Annotated in this window: 12 protein-coding genes; 8 read left to right on the top strand and 4 right to left on the bottom strand. The window is 46.9% G+C overall.

The window, feature by feature from the left end:
- Window positions 1–46: 46 nt before the first annotated feature.
- Both IEX60_RS10960 and IEX60_RS10955 read left to right on the top strand, forming a co-directional pair.
- Window positions 47–2,071 carry a M3 family metallopeptidase gene (locus tag IEX60_RS10960; RefSeq protein WP_188750492.1) on the top strand — a complete coding sequence of 675 codons (2,025 nt, stop codon included), beginning with the start codon at window positions 47–49 and terminating at the stop codon, window positions 2,069–2,071.
- Between the two features lie 133 nt (window positions 2,072–2,204).
- Window positions 2,205–2,615 (top strand): hypothetical protein, encoded by a 411-nt coding sequence (locus IEX60_RS10955; protein ID WP_188750490.1) that lies wholly within the window; start codon window positions 2,205–2,207, stop codon window positions 2,613–2,615.
- A gap of 14 nt (window positions 2,616–2,629) precedes the next feature.
- On the opposite strand, the gene IEX60_RS10950 is transcribed toward IEX60_RS10955, so the two are convergent.
- Window positions 2,630–3,961, bottom strand: a complete 1,332-nt coding sequence (locus IEX60_RS10950) for a mechanosensitive ion channel family protein (protein WP_188750488.1) — start codon at window positions 3,959–3,961, stop codon at window positions 2,630–2,632.
- Window positions 3,962–4,246: 285 nt separating this feature from the next.
- On the opposite strand from IEX60_RS10950, the gene gyrA reads away from it, so the two are divergent.
- Genes gyrA through IEX60_RS10935 form a run of 3 tightly spaced genes read left to right on the top strand, consistent with a single transcriptional unit; the run spans window position 4,247 to window position 9,095 of the window.
- Window positions 4,247–6,808 (top strand): DNA gyrase subunit A, encoded by a 2,562-nt coding sequence (gyrA, locus tag IEX60_RS10945; protein WP_188750486.1) that lies wholly within the window; start codon window positions 4,247–4,249, stop codon window positions 6,806–6,808.
- A complete protein-coding gene (locus IEX60_RS10940) occupies window positions 6,762–7,913 on the top strand; it encodes a tetratricopeptide repeat protein (RefSeq protein ID WP_188750484.1) in 1,152 nt (383 codons plus the stop codon). Before gyrA ends, IEX60_RS10940 begins: the two co-directional genes overlap by 47 nt.
- Before the next feature lie 9 nt (window positions 7,914–7,922).
- Window positions 7,923–9,095 carry a tetratricopeptide repeat protein gene (locus IEX60_RS10935; protein WP_188750482.1) on the top strand — a complete coding sequence of 391 codons (1,173 nt, stop codon included), beginning with the start codon at window positions 7,923–7,925 and terminating at the stop codon, window positions 9,093–9,095.
- A gap of 37 nt (window positions 9,096–9,132) precedes the next feature.
- Here the strand turns inward: IEX60_RS10935 and IEX60_RS10930 are convergent, their stop codons facing one another.
- Complete coding sequence (locus tag IEX60_RS10930) at window positions 9,133–10,161, bottom strand: quinone-dependent dihydroorotate dehydrogenase (RefSeq protein ID WP_188750480.1); 1,029 nt, start codon at window positions 10,159–10,161, stop codon at window positions 9,133–9,135.
- A gap of 135 nt (window positions 10,162–10,296) precedes the next feature.
- On the opposite strand from IEX60_RS10930, the gene IEX60_RS10925 reads away from it, so the two are divergent.
- Window positions 10,297–12,210, top strand: a complete 1,914-nt coding sequence (locus tag IEX60_RS10925) for an ABC-F family ATP-binding cassette domain-containing protein (protein WP_188750478.1) — start codon at window positions 10,297–10,299, stop codon at window positions 12,208–12,210.
- 11 nt (window positions 12,211–12,221) lie between these two features.
- Window positions 12,222–13,511 (top strand): type IX secretion system plug protein, encoded by a 1,290-nt coding sequence (locus tag IEX60_RS10920; RefSeq protein WP_229717526.1) that lies wholly within the window; start codon window positions 12,222–12,224, stop codon window positions 13,509–13,511.
- Here IEX60_RS10920 and IEX60_RS10915 read toward each other — a convergent pair.
- Window positions 13,497–14,339 carry an aminotransferase class IV gene (locus IEX60_RS10915; RefSeq protein ID WP_188750476.1) on the bottom strand — a complete coding sequence of 281 codons (843 nt, stop codon included), beginning with the start codon at window positions 14,337–14,339 and terminating at the stop codon, window positions 13,497–13,499. The two genes, IEX60_RS10920 and IEX60_RS10915, sit on opposite strands and share 15 nt — an antisense overlap.
- A 109-nt stretch (window positions 14,340–14,448) precedes the next feature.
- Window positions 14,449–15,483, bottom strand: a complete 1,035-nt coding sequence (locus tag IEX60_RS10910; protein ID WP_188750474.1) for an RluA family pseudouridine synthase — start codon at window positions 15,481–15,483, stop codon at window positions 14,449–14,451.
- 55 nt (window positions 15,484–15,538) lie between these two features.
- On the opposite strand from IEX60_RS10910, the gene IEX60_RS10905 reads away from it, so the two are divergent.
- Complete coding sequence (locus IEX60_RS10905) at window positions 15,539–16,438, top strand: 1-aminocyclopropane-1-carboxylate deaminase/D-cysteine desulfhydrase (protein WP_188750472.1); 900 nt, start codon at window positions 15,539–15,541, stop codon at window positions 16,436–16,438.
- The last annotated feature ends 122 nt before the right edge of the window (window positions 16,439–16,560 follow it).

Below are 16,560 nucleotides of genomic sequence, written 5' to 3'. Positions count from 1 at the left end.
AAAGTTCGGAAAAATAAAAGCCACCGGAATTTATTAATTTTGGGCCATGAACAATCCTTTATTACAGCCTTTCGGCACGCCGTTCGATTCGATACCTTTTGAATCCCTGAAACCGGAACATTTCAAATCGGCTATTCTTCAATTGATTGAAGACGCCAAACAGGAAATCGATGCGATCGTGGACAATCCAGCTGCACCGGATTTTGACAACACCCTTGTGGCTCTGGAACAGGTGGGTAAACGGCTCAACATCGTTTCTGCTACGTTCTTCAACCTAGACTCGGCCGAAACGAATGACGAAATCCAGCAACTTGCCCAAGAATTATCGCCGATACTAGCGGCATATAGCAACGATATCATGCTGAACAAAGGGCTGTTCCAACGGGTGAAACAGGTGCACGATACAGTGGATGAACAATCGCTGAACAGCGAAGAAAGCCGCCTGCTGGATAAAACCTACAAAGGATTCGTTCGCAACGGCGCATTGCTATCGACGGAAAACAAAGAAAAACTGCGCGAGATCGATAAGCAGCTGGCTACGCTGACCATGAAATTCTCGCAGAACGTACTCCAGGAAACCAACGCATATCACTTGCATATACAGGACAGGGAGCAATTGACGGGTTTGCCGGAATCTATCCTGGCCGCCGCCAAGGCCGAAGCCGAAAAACGTCAGCTAGACGGATGGGTGTTTACCCTTCATTTCCCGAGCTTTGTACCGTTCATGAAATATGCGGTCAACCGGGACCTGCGCAGGGAACTATACCGCGCTTCATCTACCCGCGCACTGAAACCCAATGAATATAACAACGAAGGCATCGTACGTAATATCGTCGTCTTGCGCGACGAACGTGCCAAATTATTGGGTTTTGGCACGCATGCCGACTTCGTATTGCAGGAACGTATGGCTTCCTCCCCTGCCATTGTACTGGATTTTCTGAACAACCTGCTGGAAAAGGCCAAACCCCATGCACAACAGGAGATCGACCAGCTAAAGGCATTGGCCCGGGAAGATGGAATCGATGAAATGATGCCTTACGACCATGCATATTATGCGGAAAAATTGAGGAAAGCCAAATTCAACCTATCTGACGAAACCTTGAAACCTTATTTTCCCTTACAGCGTGTATTGGAAGGGGCATTTGAGGCTGCAAATCGGTTATATGGACTCACATTCAGTGTGCGCAACGACATCCCGAAATATCACGAAGAGGTGACGGTATATGAGGTTTCTGAAAATGGGGCACACAAAGCCTTGCTGTATACCGACTGGCATCCGCGTGAAGGCAAACGTGCCGGTGCATGGATGACGGCCTACCGCGGTCAGTGGAAAGAAGACAACAAACAGGTACGTCCGCATATTTCCATCGTATGCAATTTTGCACGGCCGGCGGGCGAGATTCCTTCCCTGCTTACATTCAACGAGGTAACCACACTATTTCACGAATTTGGACATGCCCTGCACGGCATATTGGCCGACACGACTTTCGAAAGCTTGTCTGGCACCAACGTGTATTGGGATTTTGTGGAGCTGCCCTCGCAGTTTATGGAAAACTACTGCTACGAGAAGGAGTTCCTGCGTTCTTTTGCCAAGCACCATCAAACCGGCGAACCACTGCCGGAAGCAGAAATTGATAAAATTATAGCCGCCGCCAATTTCATGGAAGGTTATCAGACGCTACGCCAACTGGGTTTTGGATTATTGGATATGGCCTACCATACCGGCAAACTGAACAACGACCTATCCATCGAGCGTTTTGAAAAAGACACAATGCGTGACACACAGCTTTATCCCGATGTGCCGGGAACAGCACAGAGCCCCTCCTTTTCCCACATTTTTGCCGGCGGGTATTCCGCTGGGTATTATTCCTATAAATGGGCCGAAGTGTTGGATGCCGACGCGTTCTCGTATTTCAAAGAAACCGGGATTTTCCATCCCCAAACTGCGACCAAATTCAAGCATTTGCTGAGCAGTGGCGGCACAATAGATCCGATGGAACTTTACATCCGGTTCAGGGGGCGTAAGCCCGAACCTGAGGCGTTACTCAAAAGGGCAGGATTGGTACGCTAAAGTACCCTAAAATAACTAATTTTGCGACCATCAAAAAAGATATGTACCAATGAGTGATCGTACCAAGAAAATTTTCCTTGCCGTTTGTATTGTTGTTCCTTTCTTACTATACTGTTTTTACTACTATAGCCAGATGTTTAAGAATGCACCGTTCCGGTTTTCAGATTTCGAATCGATCGTCCTGAAATATGGAACGGGGGATGACCTGGTTAATCAGTTTGATTCGTCAACCGGACGCTACCAATACCTCAATGTCCGCGATTCTTTGGTCATCGATACTGTCCGATTGCGGAAGGACGACTTCCAATACCTGCATGGCAAAGCCACCCAATTGGGTTTCTGGAACCTTCCCGACGACATGACGAGTGGAGACGCAAGGGGCGGGCAGCCCGTACCGCGCTTCTACCTGCAATACAACTACAAGGAAAAAAGTAAGGAAATCACGCTCGATGCGGACTTTGACGGTAATCCGAAAATGCGCGATGTAGCGAAATCAATCGTGGACGAAGTAATGCGTGTCATCAACGATGCGCGCGATCGCTGAGCACGCCAAGTGGTTCATTCCGTAAGCTGAAAAGCAGCCCCTCCTTTGCCGCCGCCGGCCATCGGCAAACGGAGGTTGCGGATATCATCGGATGCAGGCGCCTCGAATACTTCCAGTTCAAAATATTTGATGGCCGAAAGCAGGTGGTCGAATATATCGGACATGATGTCTTCATAAATTGCCCAGCGGATATCCGACGTGAATATGTATACTTCAATGGGAAGGCCATGTTCCGTGGGTTGCAACTGCCGCACCAACATTGTCATATCCTTACGGATCTGCGGGTGATTCTGTACGTAGCGATTGATGTATTGCCGGAACAGTCCCACATTGGTCATGTTGCGGCCGTTAACAGGCATAGACCGGTCGGCTTTGGTTTCCGCGTTGTACCGATCGATTTCCGCTTGTCGTTCCATAATATACGATGCTAACAACTGGATCTTCGACAAACGCTCGATTTCCTCCCTACTTAAGTAGCGAATCGACGAAATCTTGATGTTAATGGCCCGCTTGATCCGCCGGCCACCTGCGTCCTGCATGCCGCGCCAGTTTTTGAATGAGTCGGTAATGAGATAATAAGTAGGAATGGTGGTAATTGTTTTATCCCAATTTTGAACTTTTACGGTATTCAGGTTGATTTCAATGACATCTCCGTCTGCTCCGTATTTGGGCATTTCGATCCAGTCACCTACACGTACCATATCATTCGTAGATACCTGTATACTCGCAACGAAGCCTAATATTGTATCTTTGAACACCAACATAAGAATCGCAGATGCGGCACCCAACGCCCCTAGAAATGCCCACGGTGATTTGCCCGTCACCATCGTAAAGATGATGATGCCGGCAATGAAAAACATAAAAATATTGACGACCTGCAGGTAACTGTCCAGCGGCTTGTCCTGAAACCCTTTCTTTGTGCGCAGGTGGTCTCGGACTGACCGGAAAAGCGCGCGGAACAGCATCACCCATCCCAACACCAGCAGGATGTCTACAAGTTTGCGTAACGGCCCTATCCACCCCGGGAAACCCGAGAATACGACAGGAATAAACTGAATGGAGATAACCAGCGGTATTAGCCGTGCAAAATGGACCAGTGCACGGTTGCTCACCAGGTAGTCGTCGAATTTGGTTGAGGAACGCTTAGCTGCACTTGTCAGTACACTTACCAACACCTTCCTGACTATAAAATCAATCAATCCCAAAACGATCAACATCAGCCCCAGCAGTACGAATAGATTAACCCAGTTCGCCTGTTCTACAGGGACACCCCAGCTGATGAGTTTATCATAAGTCCAATGGTACACAAATGTCGAATAATTTACTATTTCTCCCTGAATTTCCATAAGCTGTGTTACTAGATGAGTGGATTGTAAGAAAGATTTAGCACACAAAGGTAAGAATTATGCACCGATTCTCAAAATCAATCTCCCTCGAAGGCGATGTAATATCACAGCCTGTGGGCCGATCGGTTCACCCCAAAGCGCCGACACATAACCACCATCGTACAGGCCTTTTCACCCAAAAAAGATTATGCTTTCACCCAAAAAATTCTTATTTTCGCATGCGCAATAAGCGGACCTGCTTATATCTGTTTGCGCACAGTGAGTTAAGAGAACTGAAAACGTATAATGGCTGAAGAAACAGAAAACGAAAACAACCTCGTTCCGGCGAACGACCGGATCATCCCCATCAATATCGAAGACCAAATGAAATCGGCATACATTGATTACTCAATGTCTGTCATTGTTTCGCGTGCGCTTCCCGACGTACGTGATGGGTTGAAGCCCGTACACCGTCGTGTATTGTATGGCATGCTTGATCTGGGTGTAACCAGTGGTAAGCCCTACAAAAAGTCAGCCCGTATCGTTGGCGATGTACTTGGTAAATATCACCCCCATGGCGATTCCTCTGTATACGATACCATGGTGCGAATGGCACAGGATTGGAGCCTGCGGTATCCGTTGGTAGACGGTCAGGGAAACTACGGTTCGGTAGACGGCGACCCCCCTGCGGCCATGCGTTATACAGAAGCCCGGCTGAAAAAGATAGCCGAAGAGCTGCTTTCTGATATTAATAAGGACACGATCGATTACCAACTTAATTTCGATGATTCGATCGAAGAACCGACGGTGCTCCCTACCCGTATTCCAAACCTGCTGGTTAACGGGTCATCAGGGATTGCGGTGGGTATGGCAACGAATATGGCCCCCCATAATCTTTCAGAAGTGGTGGACGGGATTATCGCTTACATCGACAACCGTGACATTGAAATCGCCGAGTTGATGCAACACATCAAAGGTCCGGATTTTCCCACAGGTGCAATTATCTACGGGTATGCGGGTGTGCAGGATGCGTTCCAAACTGGACGTGGCCGTATCGTCATGCGGGCAAAAGCTGAAATAGAAACCACAAAAACAGGGCGTGAGCAGATCATCGTAACCGAAATCCCCTACCAGGTGAATAAATCGGAAATGATTAAACGTACCGCCGACCTGGTAAACGATAAAAAAATAGAAGGTATATCCGAAATACGCGACGAGTCCGACAGGCATGGGATGCGTATTGTATACGACGTTAAGCGGGATGCAAACGCATCGATCGTACTGAATAACCTATACAAACACACGGCCTTACAGACCTCATTCAGCGTAAATAACATCGCTTTGGTACATGGGCGTCCGATGATGCTCAACCTTAAGGACATGATTTACCACTTTGTTGAGCATCGCCATGAAGTGGTTGTCCGCCGTACCAAGTTTGAATTGGCTGAGGCCGAAAAGAGGGCACACATTCTCGAAGGGTTATTGATCGCATTGGATCATCTTGATGAGGTTATCCAATTGATCCGTTCGTCCGAAACTCCCGACGATGCACGGGTGGGATTGATGGAAAAATTCGGCTTAAGCGATATCCAGGCCCGAGCCATCCTTGATATGACATTGCGCAGGCTCACCGGACTGGAACGCGACAAGATCAAGGAAGAATATGCTGAACTGATGAAAACCATCGACTACTTGAAGTCGATATTGGAAGATGAAAACCTTCGGATGAGCATTATTAAGGATGAGCTGCGCGAGGTGAAGGAAAAATATGGTGATGAACGTCGTTCAACCATTGTGCATTCTGCAGAAGACATGCGCATGGAAGATTTCATTGAAGACGAAGAGATTGTCATCACCATCTCGCATGAAAGCTATGTGAAGCGCACTCCCTTAACAGAATACCGCAGACAGGGACGTGGAGGCAAGGGTTCGCTGGGCAGCAATACGCGCGAGGAAGATTTTACCGAACACATTATTATTGCTTCTGCCCATAACTACATGCTCTTTTTCACGGAAGCTGGCCGTTGTTTCTGGCTACGGGCCTTCGAAATTCCGGAAGGCACGCGGACTTCCCGTGGGCGGGCCATACAGAACATCATCAACATTCCTAAAGAGGAGAAAATCAAGGCGTACATCAAGGTGAAAAACCTCAAGGATACCGAATACCTGGAGAACAATTTCATCATCATGTGTACGAAACGCGGCACCATCAAGAAAACTTCGCTGGAAGCCTATTCACGGCCGCGGGCCAACGGCATCAATGCAATCAACATCAATGAGGGTGACCAACTTCTCGAAGCCTGCCTGACAGACGGCAACAGCGAAATCGTAATGGCACTCCGCTCCGGAAGGGCCATCCGTTTCAATGAATCAACCGTGCGCCCGATGGGACGGACCGCCACCGGTGTGCGGGGCGTGACACTGGCAGGGCCCGATGATGAGGTAGTTGGCATGATTAGTGTTAATAATTCTGAAACGACGGTACTCGTAGTCTCCGAAAAAGGGTATGGAAAACGTACCGATATTGAAGACTACCGGGTAACCAACCGCGGAGGTAAGGGCGTAAAGACCATCAATGTAACTGAAAAAACAGGTAAATTGGTGGCAATCAAGGATGTGACGGACAACGACGATCTGATGATTATCAACAAGTCCGGCATCGTGATCCGGATTGCAGTCAGCGAACTGCGTGTCATGGGCAGAGCCACACAGGGTGTTCGGCTCATCAGCCTGAAGGGCGACGATGAAATTGCGTCTGTAACCAAAGTGGAACATGAAGATGAAGAAAACGACGAAAACCAGGAGAACATCAATAACACCGATGACAACAAGGGGAATACCGACGAATCGGCTCAGCCGGAGGAATAATCTGGGAAAAGCAGCAGCGATCGTGTTGCTGCTGGCCACAGGTGTATTGCCTGCGACCGCCCAATCAAATCTGAAAGAAGGTAATAATAATTTCGCGCTTTACACGAAGACCAAGGATTTTAAATACTTGGATGCAGCGCGGAAATTGTCGGATGCGGCTTATCAGACCAAGCGGGATTCGGTCAGCTTTCGTAATATCCTACTACGCGGATTGGTATACAGCACATTGGCCGTGGTCGATTCAAACCGTGCGCAACCTTATACCGCCGATCCGGCAGACATTGGCTTGTCAACATTGAGAAGATTAACCAATAAGCCCGTAAGTACTGAACACGAGGCTGAAATTAATTACATCAAGCGCTCATTGGCCAACGCGTACCTGATCAAAGCAAACCGCGCGGTAGTCAGCGCAAACTATGAAGAAGCTTACCATCAATACCGAAAAGTGGATTCCATCAGCCGCTCTGCCATTGATGTAAAACATAATCTTGCAGTATTGAGCACTAAAATAGGCGGAAATGAAGACGCGATTAAACGTTATCAAGCTTTTACTGCTCAAAAGGAAACTTCCTCACCGGTCTATATTCTGGAGTTAGCCAAATTATATCGCCAACAGGGTGATACCCGGTCGATGCTCAACACGTTATTAGCCGGTAGGGAGCAATTTCCGGAAGACAAGGAGATTTTGTTTACATTGATCAATACATACCTCGCCAACGAAGCATATTCGGCGATTGTACCGCTGGTGGACGAAGCGATTGCCCATGAACCCGAAAATGTAAACCTGAATTACATCGCAGGTTATGCTAACGAGATGGAAGGTAACAATGAGGTAGCGAAATCATTTTATGAGAAGGTGATTAACCTCGATGCAAATAACTTTGAAGGCAACCTGGAATTGGGATTGATGTACTTAAAAGAGTACATCGCTAATCCCCAAGATGAAGAGAAACAAAACAAAGCACAAGATTATTTGTTAAGAGCAAACCAAATACAACCATCGGAAGTAAGAGCACTGAAATCCTTAGCCGTATTATATGATCAAGCTGGGGATATTATTCAAAAAGAACGGGTAAATAGCATTTTAAATCAACTCACACAATAGATTACGATCATGAAAGTGAAATCCATTTTATTAGGTACGCTGTTTTTAGCTTCTTCGGTAGCATTTGCACAAACCAGCAACCTAAGAAAAGCAAAAGCAAGCTACGATAAGTTCAATGAAGTAAAGTCCGTCGGTAACGCAACACTTGGCGTAAGTGATTTGAACACGGCCAAAGAAGCGTTGGAAAAAGCCATAGAACATGAAAAAACCATGAATTTGGCAGAGACCTGGACGTATTATGCATTGGTAAATGCCGATTTGGCTTTATTAGACTCTACGGAAACCTCCGAACAATATGTTCAGAAAGCCGTTGAGGCCCGCGAAAAAGCTATCAGCCTTGATACCGAAAAGGAAAATGAGCAGAACCTCAATATCCTTGGGTCGATTCTCGCTCAGTACGAATTGAATAAAGGTGCTAAACTATGGGATAGCCAGGATTTCCTGGGTGCATACAATGCCTTTGACAAAGGATTGACCTATCTTCCCGGTGATACTACCTTATTGTATTATTCAGGTATGGCAGCCGTAAACGCCCAGGATTACGATAAAGCGCTGGCTAAATACGTCGAATTGGTACCTATCGATAGTTTTTCCAACAATCGGCAGATTATATTGGACGTTTCCCGTCTATACCTTATGAAGGGCGATACTACAAATGCTATTAAATATGCTGAAATAGGTACCCAAAAATATCCGGAAGATGGCGAACTAGCCACACAGCACATCGAACTTAACCTGATGGCAGGCAATGACGAAAAAACAATTAATGCCATCAACGATCAGGTAGCGAAAGATCCCGATAACAAAAACCTGCATTATTACCTGGGAATCGCATATAGCGAAACCGGAGATACTGAAAAAGCTGAGGCATCCTACAAAAAAGCCCTGGAGATTGACCCGAATTACCTTGATGCGAACATCAACTTGGGCGGACTGATTTTGAACAAGGGGATCGACCATTTCAACAAAACGAACAACGCTAATCTTCAGCAAGCTGAATACGATGCGGAAATCAAAAAAGCGTATGACATCTTCGATACGGCCCTACCCTATCTGGAAAAAGCAGTAGAGATCGATGGAAAATCTCAGGTAGCTCTCACCAACCTGAAAAGGTACTATGAAATTAAAGAAGATCAAGCAAAGATAGACGAATTACAGGCGCGCTTGGATGCGTTGCAGTAGGCTATTGGCTTAAAACTTAGTAGAGAGCCCACAGACTTCATTGCCTGTGGGCTATTTTTTTACAAATGCGTTTAATCAATCCCGGACCTTCATAAATAAATCCGGTATATAATTGTATCAACGCCGCTCCTGCATCTAGTTTCTCCAACGCATCCTCCGGCGTATGTATCCCGCCGACTCCAATAATGGGAATGGCAGGGTTAGACCGGGTCGAGAGATAACGGATTACCTCCGTTGAACGCGTTGTCAATGGAGCACCACTTAGTCCGCCCAATTCCGATGCCCACCGCGTATGTTTCAATCCTTCGCGACTGATGGTGGTGTTGGTGGCAACGACGCCGGCAATACCGGTTTCACGAACGATTTCAATAATATCATCCAACTGATCATCTGTAAGGTCTGGAGCAATTTTCAGCAATATGGGGCGTGAAATTCCTTCTTTTTGATTCCGCTGCTGCAACGTTTCGAGGATATGCATCAAAGGTTCTTTGTCCTGAAGTGCTCTCAATCCCGGCGTGTTGGGTGAGCTCACGTTTACGACAAAATAATCCACCACATCAAAAAGCGTATCGAAACAAATGATATAATCTTTTACAGCGTCTTCGTTTGCGGTTGTCTTATTTTTGCCAATGTTACCTCCGACAATTATGGGGTGTTCTTTTTTTAACTGCCTCAATCGGGCTGCAGCCACATCCACTCCCTGGTTATTAAATCCCATCCGGTTGATCAGTGCCTTGTCTTCTACCAGCCGGAACAGCCGCGGCCGTTCATTTCCGGGCTGTGGTCTCGGCGTTACGGTTCCCACTTCAATAAACCCGAAGCCCAACGTATCCATTTCTTCAACAAACGCCGCATTCTTGTCAAATCCTGCCGCCAATCCGACTGGGTTTTTAAATTTCAATCCAAATATATTCCGTTCAAGCTTCGGATGTTCATACGCATAGGCAGAACTCAACAGACGTTTCCCTCCCCACAGCCTGCAAAAAGATTTCAAGCCACCTGAAACCAGGTGATGCGCCTCTTCCGGATCGAGGGAAAACAGGATGGGTTTTACCAGTTTATACATGGCCACAAAGGTAAGTTTTAGATTTCAGATTTTAGAAACGAGACGAAATACAAGATACGAGGTACAACTTCCAACTTCCAACTTCGTACTTCTAACTTCGTACCTCGTACTTAATTTCGTACTTTTGCACCCGTAATGATTGCTATAAATAACCTCACATTTGAAATTGGTGCCCGTGCACTGTATGACGAAGCCAATTGGCACATTAAGCCTGGCGACAAAACCGGATTGATCGGTGCCAATGGTACCGGTAAGACGACCTTACTGAAGCTGATCGTAGGTGATTATGCCCCTACGTCGGGTACCATTTCGATGGCCAAGGATATTAAAATCGGGTATCTTAACCAAGACTTATTGTCGTACGAATCCAATAAGAGTATTCTTCATGTCGCCATGGAGGCCTTTGAGCGTCAGAATCAGTTGCATACGGAAATAGAGCGACTGCTTAAAAAGCTTGAAACCGATTATTCCGACGATATTATCCAAAAGCTCAGTGATAAGCAATCGGAGTTTGAAGCGTTGGATGGTTACAACATCGAATACCGGGCCCATGAGATACTCGCGGGGCTGGGCTTCAGCGATGAAGATCAGCAACGGCAGCTGTCTGAGTTTTCCGGAGGATGGCGTATGCGGGTGATGCTTGCGAGAATATTGCTCCAGGCTCCCGATATCTTGCTGCTTGATGAACCTACGAACCACCTCGACCTGCCTTCCATCAAATGGTTGGAAGGTTACCTTCAGGCGTTTGACGGAGCCATTGTGATCGTATCGCACGACCGTTATTTCCTGGACCGCGTAGTTAATACGATTGTGGAATCCAAGCGTGGGAAACTCATTCAGTACGCGGGAAATTACAGTTTCTATCTGGAAGAAAAAGCCTTACGCGAAGAAATCCAAAGCAATCAATACAAAAACCAGCAAGCCAAAATCAAACAGGAAGAACGTTTAATTGAACGGTTCCGCGCAAAGGCCAGCAAAGCCAAAATGGTGCAGTCGCGCATCAAGGCCCTCGAACGCATGGAACGCGTGGAAGATGTGGATGATTACAACCCCACAGTCAACTTCCGTTTCAAGTTTAGCAAACAATCCGGCCGGCACGTGGTCAGGCTGGAGAACATCAGCAAATCGTATCCCGGCATCCCCATCCTGGAGCATACAGATGCCATCATTGAAAAAGGAGATAAAATTGCGTTGATTGGCGCTAACGGAAAAGGAAAATCTACCCTGCTGCGCATTGTCGCCAACGCGGATAAGGAATTCACGGGAAAAAGCGAAACCGGGCATAATGTAACACAGACCTTCTTCGCCCAGCATCAGCTTGAAGCACTCCATTTGGATCATGAAATTCTGCAGGAGCTTCAGGCGTTTGCACCGAAACATACCGAAACAGAACTCCGCTCCATCCTGGGTTGCTTTCTGTTTACGGGTGACGATGCTTTCAAGAAAATCCGGGTATTATCCGGCGGTGAAAAATCAAGGGTGGCATTGGCGAAGGCGCTTACGGCGGATGCGAATTTCCTTGTACTGGACGAACCCACTAACCACTTGGATATTCAATCGGTAAATATCCTGATACAGGCCCTCAGACAATTTGAGGGTACTTTCATCGTGGTGTCTCACGACCGTTACCTACTGGACAACGTAGCGAACAAAATCTGGTACATTGAAGACCGGAAAATAAAGGAATATCCCGGTACATACCAAGAATTTGAAGAATGGCAATCCAAGCGAATGCCAAATACCACACCGGAAAAAGCGGATGCCAAGCCCGTTAAAACTCTGCCCAAAAAAATAGAGTCGCCTAAGGATGAAGATCGCGACCGGCAAAGCAGGAAGTTGAACAAAGAGCTGGAGAGCGTCGAACAGCGCATCGCCGATATCGAACGGACCATCAAGGAAACCGAAGCACTCATGGCAGAAGAAGCCACCTACGCAGACCCAAAAAAGTTAACGGAGGTTTCCCAACGTTACGAAGACCTAAAAAGTGAACTTCAGGAGCTTCAGCAACGGTGGGAGAAGCTGGCGGAAGAAATCATTGTTAACGGCTAAATTTTACTAGTTTGAGGAAGCTAATAGTAATATTCGTTCTGCTGCATATCTGTTTGGGATTGACTGCCCAAAAACAGAAAAAGAAGCGGGTATCACGTGAACGCAGCCCACAACAGGAGTTGGTATACGACAACATCGATTATTTACCTTCCATCAAATCGGTTCAGTTTTATCCTGCGGATCAGGAAAATGCTTTTCCCGTTATCGAATTGTTCAGTGAAAACCAGCTGATGCTTGCTTTTGACGATCTGCGGGGTGATGTACGTAACTATTATTTCAGCATCGAACACTGTGATGCCAACTGGAACCCCAGCAGGCTCTCGCCGTTGGAATACGCTGATGGATACAACGAAGACCGCATTATCAATTACAGTAACTCAGTCAACACACTTCAGTCATACACGCATTACCGTGTCGATTTTCCCACGAACAACGTAAAACCCAAATTGGCGGGCAACTATCTCCTGAAGGTCTATGAAGACGCCGACAAAAGCCGACTAATTATCAGTCGCCGTTTCTACGTGTTGGCACCATTGATGTCCGTTTCACCCGAGTTGGTTCCTTCCGTGGATGTTGCGAAACGGAGTAAAAACCAGAAGCTGAATGTTACGGTACATACCGGTGGCCTGACAGTAAACAACCCTTATCAGGACATCAAAATTTTGGTGCTGCAGAATCAACGGCCAGACATCCAACAATGGCTGACCACTCCTCAATTTGTAAACAACGGCGAATTGAGATACCACGACAACCGCACATTGGATTTCGGCGGAAGCAATGAATTCAGGTTTGTTGACCTGCGCAGCCTGCGACTGGCATCCGAACGGATGGCTACTATCCAGGTTGACAGTACCGTCCGGGTCGATCTCCTCCCCGATGAAAACTATCGCACAGCTTCCTACGCATCTGTTTTCGATGAGAACGGACAGTTTTTTATCCGTAACCAGGATAAAGACAATGCCGATACTGAATCAGATTATATATGGGTTACATTTACCCTGGCAGATGATGCAGTGACAGCGGGTGCGATTTACATCGTAGGTGGCTTTAACAGCTACCAACGTAACGAAGCCAATAAATTGACGTATGACGCCAGCCAAAAAACGTGGCGGGGTACGCTCCTGCTTAAGCAGGGATTGTATGATTATGAATATGTATATGTAAGTCCAACAGGAGAAGTAAACCCTACTTTCTCCAGCGGTGATCATTTCGAGACCAACAACACGTATCAGATCCTGGTTTACAACCGTCGCCAGGGCACAACCTGGGATGAATTGGTAGGATTTTCAACGGTGCGTTAGCTTTTCCTGTAGCATTCGGGAAATGCGATTGAAATAACGCTTTTGTTTGTATCCCATTACCCATTGCACGCCATATATGGCGTTGGTGTGAAATATTTCATCAGCCTGACTCATGATAGCAGGACTGATTTGAGCCTCGATGACTTCCAGACCATTTTCCAACGCCATTTCAATGACTACTTTACGCATAACACCGTCAATACAGCCCTCACTGATAGCCGGTGTATAGAGTTTTTTGCCGTACCAAATAAAAATATTGGAACTGATGGACTCACACAGAAAACCTTCCTGATTGAGAATCAGCACATCATCCAAACCGTTCTTTTTACGGTACAATCCCGCCATCACATAAACCAGTGAGTTGCCTGATTTTAATTTGGAAAGTTCACTGTAAGGTTTCCTGAATTCGGAATAAACATCCACGATCAATCCGATCTTACGGTGTTTTACCTCGTCCGGATCCAGCTTGGCAACACTCATCACGTAAGCGGCTTGATTTTGCTGCGGACTATACAGTCCTCCCCCATCCCGGTATACCTGAAGACGGACGCGCACATGCTGCCCCTCCAATCCATTCCGCTTAATGAGTTCGGCGGCACGCGAACGGATGAAATATGCATCGAAAGTAGCAGGATGTTCCAATTGCAACATGCGCATGCTACCCTGGAGCCTTGATACATGATGAGACAGAAACCGGATATCCCCATCCATCCACCGCATGGTTTCAAAAATTCCGTCGCCGTAACGGAACGCACGGTTGTCGGCTGTAATAATTGCCTCTTTTTCGGGTATTAACTGCTTATTAAAATCGATATAATGTACCGGCATTTATGTTTTTATAATTGATAATTGATAATTGACAATTGATAATTGATAATTGATAGTCATAACCGTCACGGCAGTCATTATCCACTCTCCACTCTCCACTTTTCATTATTCAATATTCATTATTCATCGCGTATCCCCGCCACTTTTCCAAACACGAACTGAAATCTATGGGCAAGGGCGAAGTAAATTCTAGTTGCTTTTTGGAGGTTGGATGCTGAAATCCGAGACTTTGCGCATGCAGAGCCTGACGGGGCAGTAAGGTAAAACAGTTTTCTACAAATTGCTTATATTTACTGAATACCGTTCCTTTCAGAATACGATCGCCGCCGTACACCGCATCATTAAACAAGGGATGGCCGATGGACTGCAAATGAGCACGAATCTGATGGGTCCGTCCCGTCTCCAGTTGGCATTCGATCAGCGTCACATAATTGAGCCGTTCCAGTACCCTGTAGTGGGTCACAGACCACTTTCCTTTATCAGGTATGTCGTACACCGCCATTACTTTCCGGTCTTTCATACTTCTGCCGATATACCCGCTTACGGTTCCATCTTCCGAAAGATCTCCCCAAACCAACGCGATGTACTTGCGGGTTATGCTGTGATCAAAGAACTGTTTCGCCAGGTAAGTCAGTGCCCATTCGTTCTTGCCGATAACCAACAGGCCGCTGGTATCTTTGTCGATGCGATGTACCAGCCCTGGGCGACCGTCGTTACCGGGCAATTGAGGAAATTTCGAAAAATGGTAGACCAATGCATTGACTAACGTGCCCGAATAGTTATTGTAACCCGGATGAACCACCATGCCTGCAGGTTTATTCACAATCAGCAAATCGTCGTCCTCGTAGTAAATATCCAACGGTATGTTTTCGGGATAAATTTCGGTGTCCCGCGGCGGATGCGGCAGGACCACTGAAATGACATCTTGCGGTTTCACTTTGTAGCTGGCTTTCACCTGTTGCCCGTTGACGAGCACGGTTCCGGCAGCGATCGCATTTTGGATGCGATTGCGTGACGCATTTTCAACCCTGTTTATCAGGAATTTATCAATACGCAGCAACGTTTGTCCCTTATCCACGACAATCCGCAGATGCTCAAATAAATCTTGTTCGTCGGATTCCTGCAGTTCCAAGTCGTCAACCATGGCGCAAACTTAGACAAAAAGCGAACCAAAATTCAGTATTTTTGCAAAAAACAGCATGCTTCAGCTCGACGTCCACAGCCCTGTTAACCCGCTTGATTTTCCGCAATTCCGGGAGAGCGGGCTTACCCTTCATATCAAGCGGGATGATCTTATACATCCCTTTATATCAGGCAATAAATGGCGGAAACTGAAATATATACTACAAGATGCTTCTGATCAACGGAAAACACAGCTCGTCACGTTTGGCGGTGTCTGGTCAAACCATTTGCTGGCCATTGCGTGTGCAGGTGCCAGGTTCGGGTTCAAAACCACTGCTTTCGTGCGCGGAGAGCAGGTATCGAACGCCAATTTATCCTTATGCCGAATCTTCGGCATGGAACTGCGCTTTGTAGACCGTACCGCGTACCGAGACAAACCGGCGCTGTTCCAACGGTATTTTGCGGAAGACCAAACTGCCTATTTTGTTGACGAAGGTGGATACGGGGCGGCAGGTGCCAAAGGATGCGCAGAGATAATTGATGAATTGGGCCAGATTTACGACCATATTTTCTGTGCCTGCGGCACAGGTACTACACTGGCGGGATTATGCATGGGAAAAATACGAAACGGGTTGGATACCACAATTCACGGGATTCCTGTGCTGGCCGGCAGCGGTTTTATCAAAGCTGCTGTAGCCGAACTATGCGCTGACGGCGGAGCAGATGACCTAGTATTGCACACCGATTACCATTTTGGTGGCTATGCCAGGACTACACCGGAATTGGATGCCTTCATCCGTCGGTTCTGCGCAAATACGGGAATCCTTATTGAGCCGGTGTACACCGGTAAATTGCTCTACGGTATTTTTGATTTGGCGTCCCGTGGCCATTTCCGTCGGGGCGAAACCATCCTCGCCCTCCACACGGGGGGACTTACCGGCATTTTGGGCATGCATGAACGGCTAGCGCAGGGCTGATTGCTGCCTCCCGGTATGGACAGCTGGATATTGACAAAGGAATGGCAATTATTGACGGAATTTTAGCTGGCATTTAGTAACTTCATCCCTACGAAAAAGAGGATTCAACAAAAACTACGATT

Source organism: Parapedobacter defluvii, assembly GCF_014642075.1.
GTDB classification, from domain to species: Bacteria; Bacteroidota; Bacteroidia; order Sphingobacteriales; family Sphingobacteriaceae; genus Parapedobacter; species Parapedobacter defluvii.
The sequence above is the reverse complement of the archived record's forward strand: the minus strand, read 5'-3'. Positions and strand labels throughout refer to the sequence as shown.